Genomic DNA, 20627 nt, shown 5'->3' on the forward strand with positions numbered 1-20627 from the left:
GCAGTCGGCTTGCAAGAACGTCCGACATGCGGCCCTACGCCGTCCGGCTATCCACGTGTCCGGCGCGGAGGCGCGCCATGGCTCGCTCGTTGGATCGCCGCCTCTCATCGAGCATGGAACGCGCGGATGCACGGATCTCCGCGATCATCTCAGGCGGTGCATTCCGCTCATTGATATCGAAAGGTGGCTTCGGATCGTATTCCAGCATCAGCTGCAGGCGCTTGGCGACCTCGGATCCGCATAGCTCTGCGGCGACCTGGAACGCGAAGTCTATCCCGGCTGTCACGCCGCCGCCGGAGATGCGATTGCGGTCCACCACGATACGGTCCTCGACGGGGATCGCGCCGAGTATTGCAAGCTGGTCACGCGAGAGCCAGTGGCACGCCGACCGATAGCCGTCCAGAAGACCCGCGCCCGCAAGGATGAAGCAGCCCGCGCAAACCGATGTGACATAGCGCGCGGTCGCGCCGGCCTTCGCCACGAAGGTCATGACCTCCAAATCGTCCATCAACGCCATCTGGCCGGGCCCGCCGCCGACGCAGAGGACATCCAGTTGTGGGCAATCCGCGAAAGCGGTGGTCGGTAGCAACGTCAGGCCAACATCGCTCGTGATCGGCTCAATCCGTTTCCACAGCAGATGAATCCGCGCTCCGGGAAGACGCGCCAACACTTCGAACGGTCCCGTGACGTCGAGCTGGGTCATGCCGGGAAAGAACAGGAGGCCGATCTCTAAGGGGGTTGCAGTCAAGAGGGCACCTCTATCGCTTCAGAAGCCTGATCTTCAAGGCTGAGAAGCCGAAGCACAACGGCGAGTTTCCCTCGTTTCACGCCAACTCAGCGTTGCTGGAAGAACTTACGCGAGCGTCGGGGCATCCTGGCAATGCTCCGATCGGTCGCTCACGCAAGTCAGGCGAGGCGCGCCGCGCGTCGCAGCGACTGCGGAGGCTGACCGAATGCGCGAATGAACGCTCTGCGCATCCGTTCGGGATCTCGAAATCCCGTGGTTTGCGCAACGTGCTCGATTGCTTCGCCCGAGGATTGTACCCGCTCCCGCGCCACCTCGACCCGCAACCGTTCCACGGCTTTGGAGGGTGTCGACCCCGTCTCGGCGATGAACGTGCGGACGAAATGTCGCGTGCTCAATCCGGTTTGTTCGGCAAGGGTCTCTGCTGTCAAATGCGCGTCGAGGTTCTCGCGCACCCAGGACAGCAGGCCGCCGAAACGGCCATTCGGTGTCTTCAGCTCGAGGAGTGAAGAGAATTGCGATTGTCCGCCGCTGCGGCGATGATAGAGCACGAGTTGCCGCGCTGTCGCCTGCGAAATCTTGTCGCCGTGATCTTCGGCGATCATGGCGAGCGCGAGATCTATCCCCGCGGTGACCCCAGCCGATGTCCACACGCCGCCATCCCTGGTGAAAATCTGGTCCGCCTCGAGTTTGACTTTGGGATAGCGTTTAATGAAGTCAGGTGCGAGCGACCAGTGCGTCGTTGCAAGGCGACCGTCCAGAATGCCCGCCTCGGCGAGCAGATACGCCCCGGAGCAAACGCTTGCGATCCGGACGCCGCGTCCGGCCATCTTTTGTATAAAGGAAATCGTCGACTTGCAGCGTAGCGCGGCGTCGACCCCCTCTCCACCAGCAACAAATAGTGTGGTGATTCTACTCGAGGGCCGCAGGCCGCGAGCCAGCATCTCGGTGCCGGAAGAACTGCGTACAGGGCCTGGCGCGATCGCAATGACCTGCACTGTGGGTGCGTTTCGGATCTGACGTCTCGCGATCTCAAAGACCGAGATCGGTCCAGCCGCGTCCAGCAACTGGAAATCGGGAAAGATCAGGAAGCCGATCATGAGCATGTCCAATATTGAGGGAAATAAGCCATTTCGAGCCAAAGGCCATCATGACAGACTTACTTCGTCAAGCGCGATTTCAAGGTTGAGAAATGTCGAACCCGTTGCAGATCGGTCTCCTGGTCTTTCCCCACGTCACTCAACTCGACCTAACCGGTCCCGCCCAGGTCTTTTCCAGTCTGCCGGATGTGGCCGTGCATCTGATCTGGAAACGCATTGAAGCGGTACCGAGTGACTCCGTGATCGCGCTGACGCCGACCACGACGATGGCCGATTGCCCGCAGCTCGATGTGATTTGCGTTCCGGGCGGCTTTGGCACTGATGAGCTGATGCTGGACGAGGAAGTCCTCGAATTTCTGCGCAAGCAGGAGAAGGGCGCGAAGTACGTCACGTCCGTTTGTACCGGCTCGCTGGTGCTCGGTGCGGCCGGACTGCTGAAGGGCTACGAGGCGGCCACGCACTGGACAGCCGTGGACGCTTTGCCGTTCTTCGGAGCGTCGGTATCGCGACAACGTGTATGCGTCGATCGCAATCGAATAACGGGCGGCGGTATCACTGCGGGGATCGACTTCGCGCTGACATTGGTCTCGATGTTGATCAACCGGCAGGCGGCCGAAATGATCCAGCTTCGCATGGAGTACAATCCCGCACCCCCGTTCAATGCAGGCTCGCCGGAGACGGCGCCGGCGGAGGTCCTCGCCGCCATGAAGGAGCGGGTCGCACCTGCCCAGGCGCGACGGCTGGAGTTCGTCAGGCGAGCTGTCGGCACCAGCATATAACGAGGTGCCAGTAAGGCAGCCCGGAACAACCAGGAGCGAACGACAAGGTGGGGGCCAGGTTCGGCGCGTAGAACAGCGCCGGGCCAAGGGGAGATCATTGTTGAATTTTTCGCGTGACTGGAAAGGGCGGGCATATGGTGAACTATCGAGTTGCTGAGTACCGATCGCGGCATGTCCAGCTTCGGCGGTGGATGTTGGGGGTTGCCTTGGTGCTGTGTCCGTTCACGATAGCGGAGCGGGGGCGCGCCGCGGATCTTTCCGATGGCTCGGTCAAGATCGGCATCATCAATGATCAAACGGGACCGCTATCAGATCTGGCCGGGCCAGGCTCCGTCGTTGCAGCCAAGATGGCCATCGAAGACTTTCGGCAATCGAAACCGGACTTGAAGGTTGAGATCGTGGTCGCCGACCATCAGAACAAGCCTGATATTGGCGTCCAGATCACGCGGAAATGGTTCGACGTCGACGGTGTCGATATGGTTGCGGACGTTGGCAACTCGGCGGTCGCACTGGCCATCCAGTCGGTGGCACGTGACAAGAAAAAGATCGTCGCGTATGCGGCCGTGGGGACCACCGAGATCGGCGGCAAGCAATGTTCGCCGACCGGCCTGGTGTGGTTACATGACAACTACAACCTTGTTACCGGATCGGTACGAAGACTCGTGTCCGAGGGATATGATACCTGGTTCTTCATCGCTGCCGATTTCGCCTTCGGACGCAATATGATCGACGAATCCAAGCGTGTCCTTGCTGAGATGGGAGCAAAATCGCTCGGCGCTGTATTCCATCCGTTGGGAAATGCTGACTATGGTTCGTTCCTGCTGCAGGCTCAGGCCTCCGGCGCCAAAGTTGTGGCGTTTGCCAACGCGGGCACACAACTCGTCAACTCGATGAAGCAGTGGAACGAGTTTGGCATGAATACCGGGTCGCAGAAGCCCGTGGCCGAGCTCATGTTCCTGACGGATGTCCATGGCATGGGCGCCGAGACGGCTCAGGGGCTTACGACGGTCACGGCCTGGTATTGGGCTCTCAACGACGAGACGCGCGCATTCGCTCAAAGGTTCTACAAACGTCACAACGCCATGCCGACCGCACCGCAGGCCTCGGTATATTCGGCTGTGACACACTATCTTAAGGCGGTGGCTGCCGCGGGAACGGATGAGACCCAGGCCGTTCTAGACAAAATGCGGGCGTTGCCAGTTGACGATTTTTACGCCCGGGGAGCTCGGCTGCGTGCCGACAACAAGCTGATCCACGATTTCTATCTTGTTGAGGTCAAGAAGCCGTCAGAGATAACGACGCCATGGGACTACTACAAGGTGATCGAGAAGATTGCGGCGGCCGACGCCTATGAACCGCTGAACCGGAGCGAGTGCCCGTTGCTAAAGGCGCAAGGCAACTAGGGGCCGTGGAACTAAGTGCCCGGCGGGCGCCTCGACATGCGCGGGGCACCGCCGCCAGTTGCGGCTGAGGCCGATCGTAGAGAACGCCGTGGTTGTCTCGTTTTGGGTGCGATAGGTCCGTGACCGAGTTTATGATCGAGGCCCACGGCCTCACGAAGGAATTCGAAGGCTTTTTTGCTGTCCGTGACGTTTCACTAAAGGTCCGCCGCGGCACCATCCACGCGCTGATCGGTCCGAACGGCGCCGGCAAGACCACCTGCTTCAATCTCCTGACCAAGTTCCTGCAACCTTCATTGGGCAGGATCATCTACAAGGGACGGGACATCACAGCCGCTGCGCCAGCGGATGTTGCGCGCCTCGGCCTGGTCCGCTCTTTCCAGATCTCGGCGGTGTTTCCTCACCTGACGGCCCTGGAGAATGTCCGTGTCGCGCTGCAGCGCCAGCACGGGCAATCGTTCGACTTCTGGCGCTCCAAGACGGTGCTCAACCGGTTCAACGGCCGGTCCCACGAGCTCCTGAACGACGTCGGCCTGAGCGAGTTCGCCAACACGCCAGCGGTTGAGATGCCCTATGGACGTAAGCGAGCGCTGGAGATCGCGACCACGCTGGCGCTCGATCCCGAGATGATGCTGCTGGACGAGCCTATGGCCGGCATGGGGCACGAGGACATCGAGAAGATCGCCGCGCTGATCAAGCGCATCTCCGCTAAATATACCATCCTCATGGTCGAGCATAATCTGAGCGTTGTCGCCAACCTGTCCGACGTCATCACCGTGCTGACCCGTGGCCAGGTGTTGGCGGAAGGCAACTACGCCGACCTGGCCAAAGACGAGCGCGTCAAGGAAGCCTATCTGGGAGCCGGACATGACTGAGTTGATGATGGCGACCCGAATCGCCGAGAGCGGCGCCCACGGCGGCACCATTCTCGACGTCAAGAACCTCCAGGCCTGGTACGGCGAGTCCCACATCCTACACGGTATGAACTTCAACGTGAATGCGGGTGAAGTGGTCACCCTGCTTGGACGTAACGGCGCCGGCAAGACCACGACCCTGAAGTCGATCATGGGCATGTTGGGCAAGCGCACGGGCTCGGTGCGCTTCAGCGACAGAGAGATCATTCGCGCCACCTCGGACGAGATCGCGCGGCTCGGCATGGCGCTATGCCCCGAGGAACGCGGCATTTTCGCCAGCCTCGACGTACGCGAGAACCTGTTGCTGCCGCCGGTCGTGCGGCCGGGCGGGCTCACACTCGACCAGATCTTCGAGCTGTTTCCGAACCTGAAGGAGCGGCTGAAGAGTCAGGGTACCAAGCTGTCGGGCGGCGAGCAGCAGATGCTGGCGATCGCGCGCATCTTGCGCACCGGCGCCAGCTTCCTGATGCTGGACGAGCCGACGGAAGGGCTGGCGCCGGTCATCATCCAACAGATTGGTCACACGATTGCGCGGCTCAAGACGGAGGGCTTCACCATCCTTCTGGTCGAGCAGAAGTTCCGCTTCGCCTCCACGGTGGCGGACCGCTACTACGTCGTCGAGCACGGCAAGGTCATTGACGGCTTCTCCAACGCCGATCTCGCGGCGAACCAGGACAAGCTGCACACCTATCTCGGCGTCTGAGGCAACAAGGTGGGAGAAAGATGCAAGCCGTCTACGCACAGCTTCTGGTCGGACTGATCAACGGCTCGTTCTACGCGCTGCTCAGCCTCGGGCTTGCCGTGATCTTCGGCATGCTCAACATCATCAACTTCGCCCATGGCGCGCTCTACATGATGGGCGCGTTCTGCGCCTATTTCCTGCTGAACATCGGCGGCATCAACTACTGGTGGGCGCTGCTGCTAGCGCCGGTCATCGTCGGCATCTTCGGCATGATCCTGGAACGCACCCTGCTGCAGTGGCTTGCCGGGCTCGACCATCTCTATGGCCTGCTGCTCACCTTCGGCATCGCGCTGATCGTGCAGGGCATCTTCCAGAACTATTTCGGCTCCTCGGGCCTGCCTTACGCCATCCCTGATCAGCTCCGCGGCGGCATGAATCTCGGATTCATGTTCCTGCCCGTCTATCGTGGCTGGGTGGTCATCTTCTCGCTGGTGGTGTGTCTGGCGACCTGGTTCCTGATCGAGCGGACCCGGCTCGGCGCCTATCTGCGGGCGGAGACGGAGAATCCGACGCTGGTGCGCGCCTTCGGTATCAACGTGCCGCGTATGATCACGCTCACCTACGGCCTCGGCGTCGGCCTCGCCGCGCTCGCCGGCGTGCTGTCGGCACCGATCAACCAGGTGCGGCCGCTGATGGGCGCCGACCTGATCATCGTCGTGTTCGCGGTAGTCGTGATCGGCGGCATGGGTTCGATCATGGGCTCCATCATCACCGGCTTTGCTCTCGGCGTGATCGAGGGACTGACCAAATATTTCTATCCCGAGGCTTCCAACACCGTGGTCTTCGTTCTGATGGTCCTGGTGCTGCTGGTGAAGCCGACGGGTCTGACCGGACGGGCGGCCTGACATGACATCGATCACCGACGAGACTCTGCCGATCACCCCGCGCGCGATGCGCGACGAGATGATCGTGTTCGTCATCATGGCGGCGCTGCTCGCCATCGTGCCCTGGACGGGGATCTACCCGTTCTTCGTCATGCAGGCGCTGTGCTTTGCGCTGCTCGCCTGCGCCTTCAACCTGCTGATCGGCTATGGCGGTCTGCTGTCGTTCGGGCACGCGATGTTCTTAGGGACGGCTGGCTATTGCAGCGCGCACGCACTGAAAGTATGGGGTCTGCCGCCCGAACTCGGCATCATCGTCGGTATCCTGGCCGCCTGCGCGCTCAGCGTCGTTACTGGCTACATCTCGATCCGGCGCCAGGGCATCTATTTCTCGATGATCACCCTGGCATTGTCGCAGCTACTATACTTCATCTACTTGCAGATCCCGTTCACCCACGGCGAAGACGGAATTCAGGGCATCCCGCAAGGACACATGTTCGGCGTCCTCGATCTCTCCAAGTCGACCACCCTCTATTACGTCGTGACGGTCGGGTTTCTCGGCGGGTTTCTCCTGATCTACCGCACCATCAATTCGCCCTTCGGCGAAGTGCTGAAAGCGATCCGCGAGAACGAGCCGCGCGCGATTTCGCTGGGTTACAAGACGGACCAGTACAAGCTGCTCGCCTATATCCTTTCGGGCTCGCTGGCCGGTCTGGCCGGCGCGCTGAAGGTTTTCGTGGCGCAGAATGCTTCGCTGACCGACGTACACTGGAGCATGTCCGGCGAGATCGTGCTGATGACGCTGGTGGGTGGTCTTGGCACGGTGTTCGGGCCGGTGGTGGGCGCCTTCGTGATCGTGGCCATGCAGGAATACCTGGCCGGCTTCGGCCAGTGGGTGCAGGTGATCCAGGGCGTGATCTTTGTCGCCTGTGTGCTTTTGTTCCGTCGCGGCATCGTCGGTGAAATTGCTCGAATTGGAAACCGGTCGCTTTGACGACGGTCCCATTTTGTTAGGAAAGCCGAGCATTTTCAGAGCGTTCTGATCGACGCCACATGGGACGGAAATAGATGAGCAAATACGACCTGGTCATCTGCCGCGGACGAGTGATCGATCCGGAGACGAACTTCAATGGAATCGCTGACGTTGCAATCAAGGACGGCAAGATTGCGATCGTCGGCGATGGGCTGGAGGCCGGCGAGGATACGATCGATGCGCAAGGCCTGATCGTCAGCCCCGGCTTCATTGACATTCATGCGCACGGACAATCGATCCCGGCCGATCGCATGCAGGCTTTTGATGGCGTAACCACAGCGCTGGAGCTCGAGCTTGGGGTCCTTCCGGTTGGAAGATGGTATGCGGAACAGGCCCATATGGGACGGGTTCTCAACTATGGCGCATCGGTCGGCTGGGTGTTCGGCCGTATCGCGACGATGACCGCGCAGCAGGTCGCCCCAGGTCTTGAAGGCATGGGCCGCGCGACAGGCGACAGGCGGTGGATCGACAACGTGGCGAGCCCCGAGGAGTTGGACGATATCCTGGACCGGGTCGATACAGGTTTGCGAGAAGGGGGACTCGGGATAGGTTTTCCAAATGGGTATGCTCCCGGGACGGGTATGAAGGAATTATCGCAGCTCTGCGAGCTCGCCGCGCATTCAGGCGTGCCGACATTTACCCATATCGCGTACATGTCCAATGTTGATCCGCGCAGCTCCATCGATGCCTATACCCGGCTCATCGGACTCGCAGGGTCGACCGGCGCGCATATGCACATTTGCCACTTCAACAGCACCAGCCTTCACGACGTGGAGCGGGCGGCCAGGCTGGTTTCGACCGCCCAGTTGCAAGGGTTGAAGGTCACGGTCGAGGCCTACCCGTACGGAACAGGATCGACCGTAGTGAGCGCCGAGTTCTTCTCGGATCGCGACTTCGCGGCACGCATGGGATCGGACTATGGGAGCATCGAGCTTCTGGTCGATCGTCGTCGGCTTCGAAATCGGGAGGACTTGGTCGACTGCCAATCGAAGGACCCCGGCGCCCTGGTGCTGCTGCATTTCCTCGACGTGGCGGTTAACCCGTGGCATCGAGACCTGCTTGATATCGCCGTCATGTTTCCCGGTGGGGCCATCGCGTCCGATGCCATGCCGTGGACGCTGGCCAATGGTACCACCTACACCGGCGACGAGTGGCCGCTCCCGGCCGACGCGACGTCGCATCCACGCTCGTCCGGCACGTTTTCTAAGTTTCTGCGCGAGTGGGTTCATGAGCGCCGCGAGATGTCGTTGATCGATGGCATTCGCAAGTGCAGTTTGATACCTGCCCAGATTCTGGAGCCTGGCACGCCGCAGATGCGGACCAAGGGACGCGTGCAGCCCGGCTGCGATGCCGATCTTGTCGTTTTCGACCTCAATCGGCTGTCTGATCGCGCCGATTTCCATCACATGAATGCGCCAAGCCAGGGCGTCGCGCATCTGCTGGTGAATGGCGAAAGTGTCATTTCAGATGGCGAACTTTCGCTTGCCGCTCGCCCAGGACGGCCCGTTCGAAGGCGCCTGGAGCGCTGATCAAGCTCGAACCGCGGGGGGCGACCGAGGAGGCCGGTATACGGTGTTTCGGCCAAGATCGTGAGATCCGGCTCGAAGCCGCGAGTTGCTCAGGCAAGTGCGTCGACGGACCTGCTGAAGGTGCCGGAACGCTGCGATGGCTCCGTGTCGGCGAGACCTTCGAGAAGGACGACGGAGAATGGAAACTGGGACGACAGACGGGCCGGGGTAGGCGGGACTGGAACGCGGGGCGTCACGCGGCCGATCTCGTTAGCGGCGAACCTCTCGGTTACGGTACCGTGGCCTTACAAGCGGCCGGAATGAGGGGCAGTTCCGCAACGGCAATCGCCACTACCTTGCAGGAGGGTATCGTGAAAATGGGGTTTGGGTAAGGCCGGGTATTAATCCGGGTGTCGAACTCTATAGGCCAAGTCCAAAACTGCATATTATCAAATTCTTAGATTGATAGGTGTGGCGGACACACTCTCCGCCAGCGCCTCAGTGAAGACGATACCCCAATCGCGGATGCGGGCGAACGTCTCAACCTTCAGCCCATCGGGTAGAGGATCTCCTTCGACACTGCGTCGATCTTGGTGAGGACATCCGCGTCCAAGGTCAGGTCGGCGGCCGCTAGGATATCGTCGAGCTGGTCGGGATGTGTCGCGCCGACGATGGTCGAGGCGACGAAGTCATGCTGCTTGCTCCACGCCGTGGCCAGCGTGACCACGGAGATCCCGGCTTCCGCGGCGATCGCGGCGAAGCGCTCGGTCGAGGTCAGGGTCTTGTCGTTGACGAAGCGTCGCGCCATCGTTGCCTGACGGCCGCCCATTTTGAGGTAGTTGCTGAAACGCGCGCCCGCCGGCAGCTTGTCGCCATTGTACTTGCCGGACAGCGCGCCGCCGCCAGTCCTGGCAAACGGCCCGGAGAAGGCAACCGGCACTAGGGGCGTTCCCCAATAGGCCCGCTCGTCGTCGCGCTTGTACTCGATCGCGCCGAAGACCTTGAAAGACTCGCTGACGCGATTGTTGAGCTGCCGGTCTGGCGCCGGAGCCGGCGATGTGGATCGAAGCTCTGCCCGGCTTTGTCGCGGAAAGAGGCGGCGAGTTGAAAGAAGTATAGCGCGGCCCTGGATTAAATCTCCGACTGCGATTTGGAGCGCGCAATTTGGCGGACGCTCTCCCTCGCTGCATACTCGTGAAAACTAGTTCAACGCCGGCTTCGAGCTCCAACCTCTGCAAGAGGCTGAGCCCGTCGTGCCCTCCCCGCGGATGGCACGCGAAAGTCGGTATCGGTGGTGCGCCTTCCCCTCAACCACTGAGCGCACTCTTGCTACGCCGCCGTCGCTGACGACTGTCCTTGTTCCGCCCGCGCGTCGTTATTAATAATAGGGACTTGTGCGTTGAGAATTTGCGAGCTGGTGGATTTCAGCCATCGACGGATGCTTGGATTATTCGTATTCAATGCCGCAAATACGGCGCTGCTGATCGCCTGTTGTTGTCGTCGTAGGTGATCCTCGAGCAATTTTGGGCGAGTGATGTAACCAGCGTTCACGCCTGGAATTGCATGGTTCATCAGCAGCTTTGCATCGAACTCCGATACGCCAGCTGCAGCTGCGATGGTGCGAAAGCTCTGCCGTAGATCGTTACCCCACTTCGACAGCGTGGCCCGATCTTCCTTCTGCTCGACGATATGTCCCGATACGCTGTCGGCCGGGAATATCCACGCCCGGGCGTGCGACGGATGCATCTGATGTCCAAAGCGCATGACTCGGATCAGGCAGCGGATCATTTCGCGCGACAGGGGAATATCGAAGGCTCGCTTCGAGCCGCCCTTAGGCCTCGGGATGTGCAAGATCCGCCTTTTGAAGTCGATATCGCCGGGAGTTGTTTCCTGTAGCGCGGTCGGCCGACATCCCGAAAGCAGCGTGAAGAGATGGAATTCGCGGCGAATCGGATTGTCCAAGGCGGATAGTTCGGCAAACCAGGCCTTTAGGTCACCTGGTCCCATGCCGGTGTCGCGTCGCTTCTCTCCATTCCAGTCGATCGCCCCGACGGGATTATCCGGCGGCAAGGTCTTGTTGGCTTTGCGGGCGTGGGCATAGATGGCTCGGAGAGTCCGCATGCTGCCATTCGCGATATAGGGTCCGTTCGCCTTGGTGATTTCGTCATGCCTCTCGACCACCTTTGCCGGATGGCTGCCCAGATCCTCCAATGGCGTATTGAGCCAATTGGCGAAGATCCGCTCCACGTGATCCCGATAGCTCTCGATCGTGCGCTCGCTGCGGCCTTTTCGGATCATGTGGGCGTCGCGATATCGCTCCCAAGCTTGCCTCAGCGTGATGCCGCCGGACTGGTGCGCCGTCGTGCCGTCACCGCCGCCCGCGATGCGACTCGGTTTCGATCCGGGCTTGGGGTGCTGACCCCGGCTGATCTGAGCAAGATATTCCTTGGCAGTCGCGCGGGCCGTCCTTGTCGAAAGCTCTTTGACGTCGCCGATTGCGACCCGGACGGACGTCGCTCGCTTGCCGTCTTCGCGGAGGTCGCCTTGGACGGTGAAGGTTCGTTTCCGCTTTCCGACGACGACGAAGAAGCCCTTCAGTTCGGTGTCCCGCGCCAGGTACCAGCCCTCGTTCGGGGTCGGCAGGCGAGCGATTTCCTTGTCGGTCAGCAGGAGGCGGACATCGGCCATCGGAGCGCTCCAAAACTAAAACGGTTTTTCAAACGGTTTTGGCAAATCGGGGAGTTCGACGGTCCGACCCCGACGTTGTGCGAGGATGTACGATAAATGTCTCGAAATTAAGGACTTTTGCGTCTACCGTTGCGCCGTGGCGTACAGTCGGATAGCGTGGCGAAGCAATGTTTTTGAACTACGAATCTGAGGGTCGGACGTTCGAATCGTTCCGGGCGCGCCAGCTATCTCCTGAATCGAACATCGATTTTGAAAGCCGCCTAGAAGATCCCCAGACTACTAGATCCCTCTGGCCTGGGATTTAGTCGGGGGGACTTTTCGTGGATCCAAGCCTCGCTCGATGACGTCTCGGTTCGTGGCTGAGATGAGAACGAGTTTTGCCGCGGCCTGATAACCATCGCCGAGCCAAGCAAACACTCGGACGCCGCCTGCAGACACGCGGTCCTGGCCGGCATCGCAAGGAAGCCGTACCCATCGGAAGCGCTGCTTCGATGCGGCGGTCCGCCAGCCGTGACGTGCTCCGTGCCCCGGTTGCCTCCATCCCCGAGATCAGCGCGCGGCGGCGCCACTCCGTGAGCTGGGACCACCGCGCTGTTCCGAGACCGAGCCGCGCCTTGGCGACGCGTCGCTAGTTGTAAAGCCGGCGCAGCGCCTTGATGGCCTCTCGTTGCTCGTTGATGTGCTGCTGGATTGCCTCGCGAAGCTCTTTTGATCGTAGCCTGTTGCTATCGCGCTCGACCTCTTTGAGCGCGGATTCGGCGTCCGCCAGAATCTTCATCGTCACCTCGATGCGAAGCCGTTCGAGTGGGGGCCATCGGCACCCGAACGACATGTATTCGACTGCAGCCCATCTTGTGAGGATCTACAGAATGCGCTTTGAGGTAGCTCAAATTTGCCAAGTCGGCGCCGGCTTTGAGCAATCGATGCAGGCGCTTGCGGCAGCTATCCGTCCAAGCGTTGGACCAGCCTCGCGCGAGCAAACCAGACGCATTCGATGCTTTTTGCGCCGACACTTCCCTCGGCTTGAGGATTGTCGGCGTGACCTGGATGCCTCGGGTTTGCTGCACGTCGCAATAGGGCGCGCACCGTGGGCTGTCTGTCGAAACCCTTCGCTCAAGGCCCGCTGGTGCGACTGGAGTGACCGGTCCGGCAGGTACCTTTCGCGTGGGTGCTGTTGCCCATGCAGGTCATGCCAACGCGGGCGGCGCTCGTTGAGCGTTGTTAAGCGCCGCTGAGGGCTTTCGATGACCGTAGAAATTCGGATGAGCGCGCTCCTATCGCGGTCCGCTTAGTCTTGTTCGCCCGGGGGCAGGGCGGAGGCTCTGCCGTACGGATAGAACAGTTCTTTTCTACCCTGCTGCCATGCGGCTCTCAGTTCCGGCGTCGTGATGTCCCAGTCCGGTCTGCATTTCCTGCTGACGGCTCGCAGGTCCTGCCGAAGTTCTTCGACGGTGGGACGTCCGAAGAACCAGTAGCCATTGTAGATCTTGTGAATGACAAGGCCTGGCTCCAGCACCACGACGTGCGGAATCATCGGATTATGGACGGGATCGGTGTACTCGGCGATATCGAGGTCCTTTTGCACGATGCGCCGCGTGTCGGACAGAAAGGGCCAGTGCGCTCCGACGCCGCTGCGATATTCGTAGGTCTGGGTAATGTTATCGGTCGTGATCGTGACCAGCCTGCAATAGCCCACCTCCATCTCACGGTGGAGCTCAAGCAATCCTTCGGCCTGACGCCGATCTTTTGGACAGAAGCCGCCGCGACCGAGCACGACCACCATCGGATCCTGCCCCTGCAACTCGGAGAGCTTTCGATGCTTCCCTGTGTGGTCGCTAAGCTCGTAGTCCGGGAAGGTAGCCCCTGGCGTCATGTCGGATCGCATTTGAACGCCTCCTCTATGGCTCCATGAAGCCGCGGCCCGCGGCCATCACAGATCGATCACGATGTCGCCCTGAGGGTGGGCGCAGCAGATCAGCACGTTCCCCTCCATCGGTGCATCAACGGGGGCCGGCTGATAGCCGACCGTCCCAGCCATCAGTCCGGTCTCGCAGGTGTGGCATACGCCAGCTCGACATGACCACCGCACAGGCACGTCACAGGCCTCCGCGAGCTCCAGCAGTGTCTTGTAGGAGGGCCCCCAGTGAACATCGAGACCGCTCCGGGCGAAGGACACCATGGGTCCTCCGCCGGCCGGTCCTGCTGGCAGGTGCGGCGCCTCGCGCGGGGATACGGCAATGCCCGGAGCAATCGAGGGGCCGGCACCGAACAACTCGGTGTGAATGCGCTCCGGCGAGACGCCCAGCGCAATGAGGCCAGCGGTCAAGTCGCTCATGAAGGTCGACGGACCGCAGATGTAGAAGTCGCCATCGTGGGGAATGCCGAGCTCTGCAAGAGCCTGCGTGTTCAGCCGTCCGACAGCGTCGAAATCGGACTTGAGCCGATCCCCAGGCTCAGGCGCGCTGTAGCAGACGTAGCTGTGATGAAGCGCAAGCGCCGCGAGCAGTTCGCGCGTCTCGGCAGCAAAAGCATGCTCGCGGCCGTTGCGGGTTCCGTGCAACCACCAGATTTCTCTCGTCGAAGCTCCGGCTGATAGCGCGTGAAGCATCGCCAGCAGCGGCGTCACGCCAATTCCCGCGCTGAGGAGAACAACGGGCGCGTCGCCCGGGCGCAGCGTGAAAATGCCGCGCGCCGCGCTTGCTTGCACGATGTCACCAGCCCGCAGCTGCTCGTCGATGTAGGTGCCGGCCGCGCCGTGCGGCTCGCGCTTGACGCTGATGCGATAGAATGCGGCGTTCGGCTGTCCCGACAGCGAATAGCTGCGCATGAGCGCACTCTCGGATGAGGTTCCGAGGCGCAATACCACGAACTGTCCGGGAAGCGCGGTGGCGACAGGCTGGCCATCCACGGGCTCGAGCAGCAGCGAAGTCACGTTGTCGCTTTCGTGCACCTTGCGCGCCACGCGGAAGGAGCGAAACCCGGACCATGCCGGCGATGGGCCGGATGCCGGACCAAGTCCGGCGTTTCCCGATGCCGCTCCACCCTCGCTCTCTTGGGCGAGCAAGGCCTCGAAGGAACGGCGCCAACCGACGCTCAGCGCCGGAATGCGCAGTGCACGCTCCAGCTGTTCGCGAGGGTGACCGGGCAGATAAAGCAGCGCGTCGACCTCGGACACGCTCATGCGCTCGGGTCCGGACGCGACCAGCGCGATCTCGTCGCCGGCTTCGACTTCCCCTTCCTCCAGCACACGAAGATAGAAGCCGGGCCTGCCGTGCTTGACCAGCAGTGCGGCCATTTCCGGCTCATTCATGCGGACGCCGACCCGGTAACACGTCACGCGAGGCTGCGTCACCTCGAACAGAGCGCTTCCGATCCGGTAGCGGTCTCCGATGCACACCTCCGCGTCTGGCAAACCGTCGACGGTGAGGTTTTCGCCGAACTGTCCGTAAGTGAAGTCGGCGCGGCCCAACTGCTTCTGCCAGTATTGGTAAGACTCATGCTGATACACCAACACGGCCCGGTGCTCGCCGCCGTGGCCTGCCAAGTCTCCCTGTCCGTCGCCATCGATGTTCAGGCCGCGTACCTTGCGCGGTCCGCTCACCGGCGCCTTCCAAATGCCGGTATGGACCGTCTTGCCTTGCCAGGCGATGTCGCGCGGCAAGCCAACATTCACCGAAAGCACGCGTCCCATGCGGTTTCTCTCCCTCGACGACCGGAGCAAATCCCGGTCATCCGAACAACAAAGGCAGAACGAACTGGATCAGTGCCAGGAGGATAGCGACCGTTAGTGCCGCAACGATGATTGCTTTGCGCATTGCATATTCTTTCCCTTTGCTCGCGCACCAACGCCGCGCCGATTACACGCCGGCGGCGACGTCGATAATCGCGTCGGCAAATGCCTTGGGAGCCTCCTGCGGCAGGTTGTGGCCGATACCGCCCTTGACGGTGCGGTGCGAGTATTTCCCCGAGAACATCTTTGCATAGGCCGACGGCTCGAGATGCGGCGCGCCGTTGGCGTCGCCTTCCATGGTTATCGTGGGCACGCCGATGACGGGGGCTTGCGCGAGCCGCCTCTCGTCATCGTCGTACTTCGCTTCGCCCTCGGCGAGACCGAGGCGCCAACGATAATTGTGAATCACGATCGCGACGTGATCCGGATTGTCGAAAGCCGTTGCGCTGCGCTCGAAGGTCGCGTCATCAAAGTGCCACTGCGGTGAAGCGAGCTGCCAGATCAGCTTCGAGAATTCGCGCCGATACTTGTCATAGCCGTCGCGGCCGCGTTCGGTCGCGAAATAGAACTGATACCACCACTGAAGTTCCGCCTTCGGCGGCAACGGCATCTTCCCGGCTTGCTGGCTGCCGATGAGATAGCCGCTGACCGAGGCCATTGCCTTGCAGCGCTCGGGCCACAGCGCCGCCAGGATGTTGGCGGTGCGCGCGCCCCAGTCGAAGCCGGCGATCGTCGCCTTGCCGATCTTGAGGGCATCCATCAGGGCGATGATGTCGGTCGCGATGGCCGACGGCTGTCCGTTCCGGATGGTCGCGTCGGACAGGAAACGCGTCGTACCGTAACCGCGCAAATAGGGCACGATCACGCGATAGCCGGCCGAGGCAAGGATGGGCGCGACATCGACGAAGCTGTAGATGTCGTAGGGCCAGCCGTGCAGGAGAATCACGGGCGATCCGTCGGCGGGGCCAGCCTCGGCGTAACCGATGTCGAGGAGACCGGCATTGATCTGCTTCAGCGCGACAAACGACGGATTGCCTCCCGGCTTGACGGTCGTGCCGGCTTTCGCGGACTGACCGGTCTCAGCAGTGGCCGTTGCGCTCAGCGAAAGCTGTGCCGCCGCCAGCGTCATGACTGCACGGCCAAAGAAGCGACGTCGACCATGATTGATCTTGTCGGACATGTCACTCTCCTGTCTTCGTTGTTTCGGGTTGTTTCAGGCAAGCTCTGCGATGTCGTTGACGGCTCGCGGTCAACTCTGCACCGAAGTCGGGCTGTTGGCCCGTTATGTAGTGTTAGACGTTGAGAGCGGGTGTCCTGCTCTCGTGTCTTGCGGCCGCTACTCGAAAGACGCGTCGAAGATCTCGACGTCGATCAGAACAGGCTTGGCGTTCACGGTTCCGTCGGGTTGACGCGTCTGCGAGCGACGAAGGGTTGGCACCACGATGCCGTCGAAGCTCTCATGGGCCCAGGAGTAGTGCGCGACCTTCATGCCAAAAAGATCGTGATCGGTCCGGCGCTGCAGGGCATTCTCGTCAAAGTAAAAGATCTGCTCGCCCGCAAAGGTGACAAGTTTGGGCGGCAATTGTGCACGCAGGCGCCGCCAGGTTTCGATGCCTTCCCCCCAGGACGGCAGTTCCTCGACGACAACATCGGGACGGGCGAGAAGAAAGGGCGTGGTCAGATAGTTCCAGATCGTGACGCCGCAGAAGAAGATCAGATGCAGTTCGTCCGCGAGAACTTGCGGGCCGGCGTCAAATGCGAGGTCAGGGTTGCTCCAGGTCTGCAAGACTTCGCCATCGACGCTTTCGATCGTGATCGCGTCGGGCTGAAACGAGCCCGACCGATCGCCGCCGGTGATGCCGGTGAAGCGGATCGATTGTGTTCGTGTCGATCCCTCCGCGATGACGTCCTTGAATTCGCGGGCACGTCCTGCGCTCGAGAACAGCGTCCCACCAACGGAAAGATGCAGCGTGAACCGGCTCAGGCTGTTCCAGCGGGCGATGCCGCCGTTCGCGTCGATTACATCGTCAAGAAGAGCCATGTCTTGTCGTATCCACCGAGAGGTGGAATCACCATGGCGGGGCACGGGCAGCTTGGCGTGTTAGAAATTGTTAGGAGTTGCAAGGGCTCGACGCGGCGGTATGACGTATGAAGATGCCCTCAATTGATGGCGCCGAGGAAATCCTTTGCACGGGCCAGATCGCGGGTCGCGAGCCCTTCCTGATATTGTGCCACGAGCGGCGCCAGCATGCTGCTTGCCTCGCCGGTGCGTCCGGCCCGCTGCCAGATGCGGCCGAGGCTCAGGGCTCCGCGCAGCTCCCAGGCGAGGGCGCATTGCCGGCGCGACAGGGCCTGCGAATTCTCGAGGCAGCTCTCGGCCTCCGCGTCGTGCCCCAATTGCGCGAGGATGTCCCCCCTGACCCGCAGCATCTCCGGCATGTCGAAGGATTCGCCGTGGTCGCCGATCTGGGCGATCGCCTCGTCGATCGTGCCCAGAGCTTCTTCGGGCCTGCCTTGTGACGCCAGTCCCTCCGCAAGCGCCGTCGCGAAGACGGTCGTCATGATCCGGTGCCGCGTCGCATACAACGTGGCCTGGCTGCGGCGCAGGTGCTCGATGCCGCCGTCGACGTCGCCGCGCTGCAGGAGAAGCAAGCCCTTCTGACCGATACCGACCGCGTGGTAAGGCCCGAGGAAGTGTCGCGCAGCATGGTCGATCAGCCGCTCGATCATGCTCTCGGCGCTGCTGCAGTCGCCCACCCACAGAAACACGTAGATCGTCCAGATCAGCGCAATGCCCAGCGTCAGGGGCTGTTCGAGCGCCTCGGCCTCGCGAACCGTGTATCGGGCCGCCTCAATGGCGCGATCGGGCCGGCCGGTGAGCCAGAGGCCGCGCGCCAGCGCGACCAGCGCGACGATGCGGTCGTCATAGCCGAGATGCCCGATGTTCAGCCGCTGCGAGCTCGGGTTGTGCACCATCGCGCTTTCGCAGAACTGAACGGCCTTGTCCTGATTGCCGATCAGGTGATGTGCCACGCCAAGCATCCATTCGACGTTCAGCGTGCCGGTCGGGTCGTTCAGTCTGCTGGCAACGCTCTCGCCCTGCTCGCCGGTCGCGAGCGCTCCGTGAAAATCCCCGACGCGGGTCAGATAAATGTGCAGTCCGCGCAATAGCCATAGCTGCCAATGCAGGTCGTCGAGCTCCCGGGCGAGCTGCAGGCTTTGTGTGAAGGCCGACTGGACCGCTTCGGTATTGCCTTGCGTGAACATCACGGAGACGCCGAGCGCCGCCTGCAGGGTCATCTCCTGCCGGGCGTCCGCAGGGGCCGTGTCGAGCGATGCCAGCGCCTGCTGGGTCCAGCGGTAGCACTCCGTCAGCAGCGTCAGCTCGAGGAAGAACTGGGCCGCCGAAGCGGCCAGATCGACGCCGATGACCCGGTCGCCTTCCTCGGAGAAGCCCCAGGCCAGCGCGGCCCGCACGTTGGGTAGGTGATCTGCATAGGGCAGGAACCCGCCTGCGCTCTGCAAGCCGTTGGACTTGAGGGAGATATCGAGCAGGAAGTTGCGGAAATATTCGGCGTGAGCGCGCGCGGCCCGCGGCGCTTCTCCGCTCTCGACGAGCTTGTCCGCGACGAAGGCGCGGGTGGTGTCGAGCAGTCGATACCGGAGCCGCCGCTGCGCAGGAGAGGTCGCGATGAGGGATTTGGAGAGCAGGTTCGAGATCGCCTCCATGGCCTCCGGCTCGCTGACGCCCTGGCATGATGCGACGGCAAGCGCGGCCTCGAGCGTGAACGGACCGACGAACACCGACAGGCCGCGCAGCGTGGCGCTTTCGGTCGCCGGCAGCAGGTCGTAGCTCCAGCCGAGCGCCGCGCTCAGCGTCTGGTGCCGGGGGATGGCGGTGCGCCGCCCGCGCCACAACAGCGAGAAGCGGCTGTCGAGAAGTTCGGCGGTCCCGGCAATTCCGTAGGCGTTGACCCGGCCCGCGGCGAGTTCGATCGCCAGGGCGATGCCGTCGAGGCGCCGGCAGATGTCGGCAACGAGAGGCGCCTCGTCATGGCTCAGCTCGAATTCGCTCAGGCTCTCGGCAATTCGCTCGACGAAGAGCTGGCTCGCGGGATAGGCGAGAATATCGGCGACGCCAAGTCCGTCCCGTTGCGGCGGACAATCCAGCGGGAACAGTCGGTAGACACGCTCGCCCTCCGAGCGAAGCGATTCGCGACTCGTCGCCATGACGTGCAGGCTCGGCGCCTCGCGAACCAGGCGTTCGGCCAATGGCGCGAGCTCGTCGAGGAGGTGCTCGCAGCTGTCGAACACCAGCAGCATTTGCCGGCTGCGCAGGAATGTCAGCAGCCCCGGTATCGGATCCTCGGAATTGACGGTCAGGCCGAGCGCGCTGGCAATGCTGCCGGGCACCAGCCTGGCATCGGTCACCGCGCCGAAATCGACGAAGCTGACTTGGCCGTCGAACGCAGCAAGCTGGCGATGCGCAACGGCCAGAGCGACCGAGGTCTTGCCGATGCCGCCCGGACCGACAATCGTGACGAACCGATGAAGGGAGAGCTCGGACGTGATCTTTTCAACCGCATCGTCCCGCCCGATCATCCTGGCGAGGGGCGCTGGAAGGACGCGGACCGACGAGGCGATCTCGGTCGGTCGATCCTCCAACGGCGCAGGCCGCCATAGCGGCACGGCGAAACAATAGCCGCGTCCGGGCACGTTGACGACGTAGCGGGAGCCTTCGCCGCCGTCGCCAAGCGCCTTGCGCAGCGCGGCGATGTGGAACCGCAGGCTGCCCTCGTCCACATTCACGTCGGCCCACACCCGCTTGACGAGCTCGCGCTTGTCGACGACTTCACCGGCGCGTTCGGCAAGACAGATCAGGATATCGAGCGCGCGGCCGCCGACGTGAAGCGGCGCGCCGTCCCTCTCCAGCAGCCGCGACTTCGGAAACAGCCGAAATGGCCCGAAAGAAACGGCCAAATCCTGGTTGTCATACTCTGCCACGTACTTTTCGTCCGTCGAACGTTTCGCTCATTTGCGTATGATTCTTCGAACTAGAACCGACGCCTAGCGGGCTGCTAGGCCGACGGCATCGCCGTGTAGCCGCAACAATCATAACAAAATCTTGCAACGTCTAACGAGCGAAAATCGCAGGCCTCCTCCATGA

The 20627-nt window shown here is 62.0% G+C and carries 17 protein-coding genes and 1 tRNA gene; 8 read left to right on the forward strand and 10 right to left on the reverse strand.

The window, feature by feature from the left end:
- Positions 1-34 precede the first annotated feature (34 nt).
- Both LQG66_RS26260 and LQG66_RS26265 read right to left on the reverse strand, forming a co-directional pair.
- Complete coding sequence (locus tag LQG66_RS26260; RefSeq protein WP_231318542.1) at positions 35-748, reverse strand: DJ-1/PfpI family protein; 714 nt, start codon at positions 746-748, stop codon at positions 35-37.
- Between the two features lie 158 nt (positions 749-906).
- Positions 907-1845: a GlxA family transcriptional regulator gene (locus tag LQG66_RS26265; RefSeq protein ID WP_231318543.1), complete on the reverse strand. Its 939-nt coding sequence runs from the start codon at positions 1843-1845 to the stop codon at positions 907-909.
- Positions 1846-1937: 92 nt separating this feature from the next.
- Between LQG66_RS26265 and LQG66_RS26270 the strand changes: the two genes are divergently transcribed.
- The 7 genes from LQG66_RS26270 to LQG66_RS26300 all read left to right on the forward strand — a co-directional run bounded on the left by LQG66_RS26270 (position 1938) and on the right by LQG66_RS26300 (position 9063).
- Positions 1938-2624 (forward strand): DJ-1/PfpI family protein, encoded by a 687-nt coding sequence (locus LQG66_RS26270; RefSeq protein WP_231318544.1) that lies wholly within the window; start codon positions 1938-1940, stop codon positions 2622-2624.
- A 134-nt stretch (positions 2625-2758) separates the two neighbouring features.
- Positions 2759-4027: an ABC transporter substrate-binding protein gene (locus tag LQG66_RS26275; protein ID WP_231318545.1), complete on the forward strand. Its 1269-nt coding sequence runs from the start codon at positions 2759-2761 to the stop codon at positions 4025-4027.
- Positions 4028-4158: 131 nt separating this feature from the next.
- On the forward strand, positions 4159-4899 hold the full coding sequence (locus LQG66_RS26280; protein ID WP_231327945.1) for an ABC transporter ATP-binding protein: 741 nt from the start codon (positions 4159-4161) through the stop codon (positions 4897-4899).
- 4 nt (positions 4900-4903) lie between these two features.
- Entirely contained in the window at positions 4904-5641 is a 738-nt protein-coding gene (locus LQG66_RS26285; RefSeq protein WP_425601360.1) for an ABC transporter ATP-binding protein, read from the forward strand.
- A gap of 20 nt (positions 5642-5661) precedes the next feature.
- A complete protein-coding gene (locus tag LQG66_RS26290) occupies positions 5662-6525 on the forward strand; it encodes a branched-chain amino acid ABC transporter permease (RefSeq protein ID WP_231318547.1) in 864 nt (287 codons plus the stop codon).
- Between the two features lies 1 nt (position 6526).
- On the forward strand, positions 6527-7495 hold the full coding sequence (locus LQG66_RS26295) for a branched-chain amino acid ABC transporter permease (protein ID WP_231318548.1): 969 nt from the start codon (positions 6527-6529) through the stop codon (positions 7493-7495).
- Positions 7496-7569: 74 nt separating this feature from the next.
- Positions 7570-9063 carry an amidohydrolase family protein gene (locus tag LQG66_RS26300; protein WP_231318549.1) on the forward strand — a complete coding sequence of 498 codons (1494 nt, stop codon included), beginning with the start codon at positions 7570-7572 and terminating at the stop codon, positions 9061-9063.
- Between the two features lie 526 nt (positions 9064-9589).
- On the opposite strand, the gene LQG66_RS26305 is transcribed toward LQG66_RS26300, so the two are convergent.
- Together LQG66_RS26305 and LQG66_RS26310 are read right to left on the reverse strand one after the other, a co-directional pair.
- Positions 9590-9982 carry an aldo/keto reductase gene (locus LQG66_RS26305; protein ID WP_231318550.1) on the reverse strand — a complete coding sequence of 131 codons (393 nt, stop codon included), beginning with the start codon at positions 9980-9982 and terminating at the stop codon, positions 9590-9592.
- Between the two features lie 389 nt (positions 9983-10371).
- Entirely contained in the window at positions 10372-11730 is a 1359-nt protein-coding gene (locus LQG66_RS26310) for a tyrosine-type recombinase/integrase (protein ID WP_231318551.1), read from the reverse strand.
- 131 nt (positions 11731-11861) lie between these two features.
- On the opposite strand from LQG66_RS26310, the gene LQG66_RS26315 reads away from it, so the two are divergent.
- Positions 11862-11953: transfer RNA gene (locus LQG66_RS26315), tRNA-Arg, on the forward strand.
- Between the two features lie 405 nt (positions 11954-12358).
- On the opposite strand, the gene LQG66_RS26320 is transcribed toward LQG66_RS26315, so the two are convergent.
- The 6 genes from LQG66_RS26320 to LQG66_RS26345 all read right to left on the reverse strand — a co-directional run bounded on the left by LQG66_RS26320 (position 12359) and on the right by LQG66_RS26345 (position 20464).
- Positions 12359-12508 (reverse strand): hypothetical protein, encoded by a 150-nt coding sequence (locus tag LQG66_RS26320; RefSeq protein ID WP_231318552.1) that lies wholly within the window; start codon positions 12506-12508, stop codon positions 12359-12361.
- 510 nt (positions 12509-13018) lie between these two features.
- Positions 13019-13615, reverse strand: coding sequence for a redoxin domain-containing protein (locus LQG66_RS26325; protein WP_231318553.1), 597 nt, complete (start codon positions 13613-13615; stop codon positions 13019-13021).
- Between the two features lie 45 nt (positions 13616-13660).
- On the reverse strand, positions 13661-15421 hold the full coding sequence (locus LQG66_RS26330) for an MOSC and FAD-binding oxidoreductase domain-containing protein (RefSeq protein WP_231318554.1): 1761 nt from the start codon (positions 15419-15421) through the stop codon (positions 13661-13663).
- Between the two features lie 166 nt (positions 15422-15587).
- Positions 15588-16640 (reverse strand): alpha/beta fold hydrolase, encoded by a 1053-nt coding sequence (locus LQG66_RS26335; protein WP_231318555.1) that lies wholly within the window; start codon positions 16638-16640, stop codon positions 15588-15590.
- A 156-nt stretch (positions 16641-16796) separates the two neighbouring features.
- Positions 16797-17501 carry a hypothetical protein gene (locus LQG66_RS26340; protein ID WP_231318556.1) on the reverse strand — a complete coding sequence of 235 codons (705 nt, stop codon included), beginning with the start codon at positions 17499-17501 and terminating at the stop codon, positions 16797-16799.
- 119 nt (positions 17502-17620) lie between these two features.
- The gene (locus LQG66_RS26345; RefSeq protein WP_231318557.1) at positions 17621-20464 is read right to left on the reverse strand and encodes an ATP-binding protein; all 2844 of its coding nucleotides are present in this window, start codon (positions 20462-20464) and stop codon (positions 17621-17623) included.
- Positions 20465-20627 lie beyond the last annotated feature (163 nt).

Origin of the sequence: Bradyrhizobium ontarionense (assembly GCF_021088345.1) — a bacterium.
Taxonomy (GTDB): Bacteria; Pseudomonadota; Alphaproteobacteria; order Rhizobiales; family Xanthobacteraceae; genus Bradyrhizobium; species Bradyrhizobium ontarionense.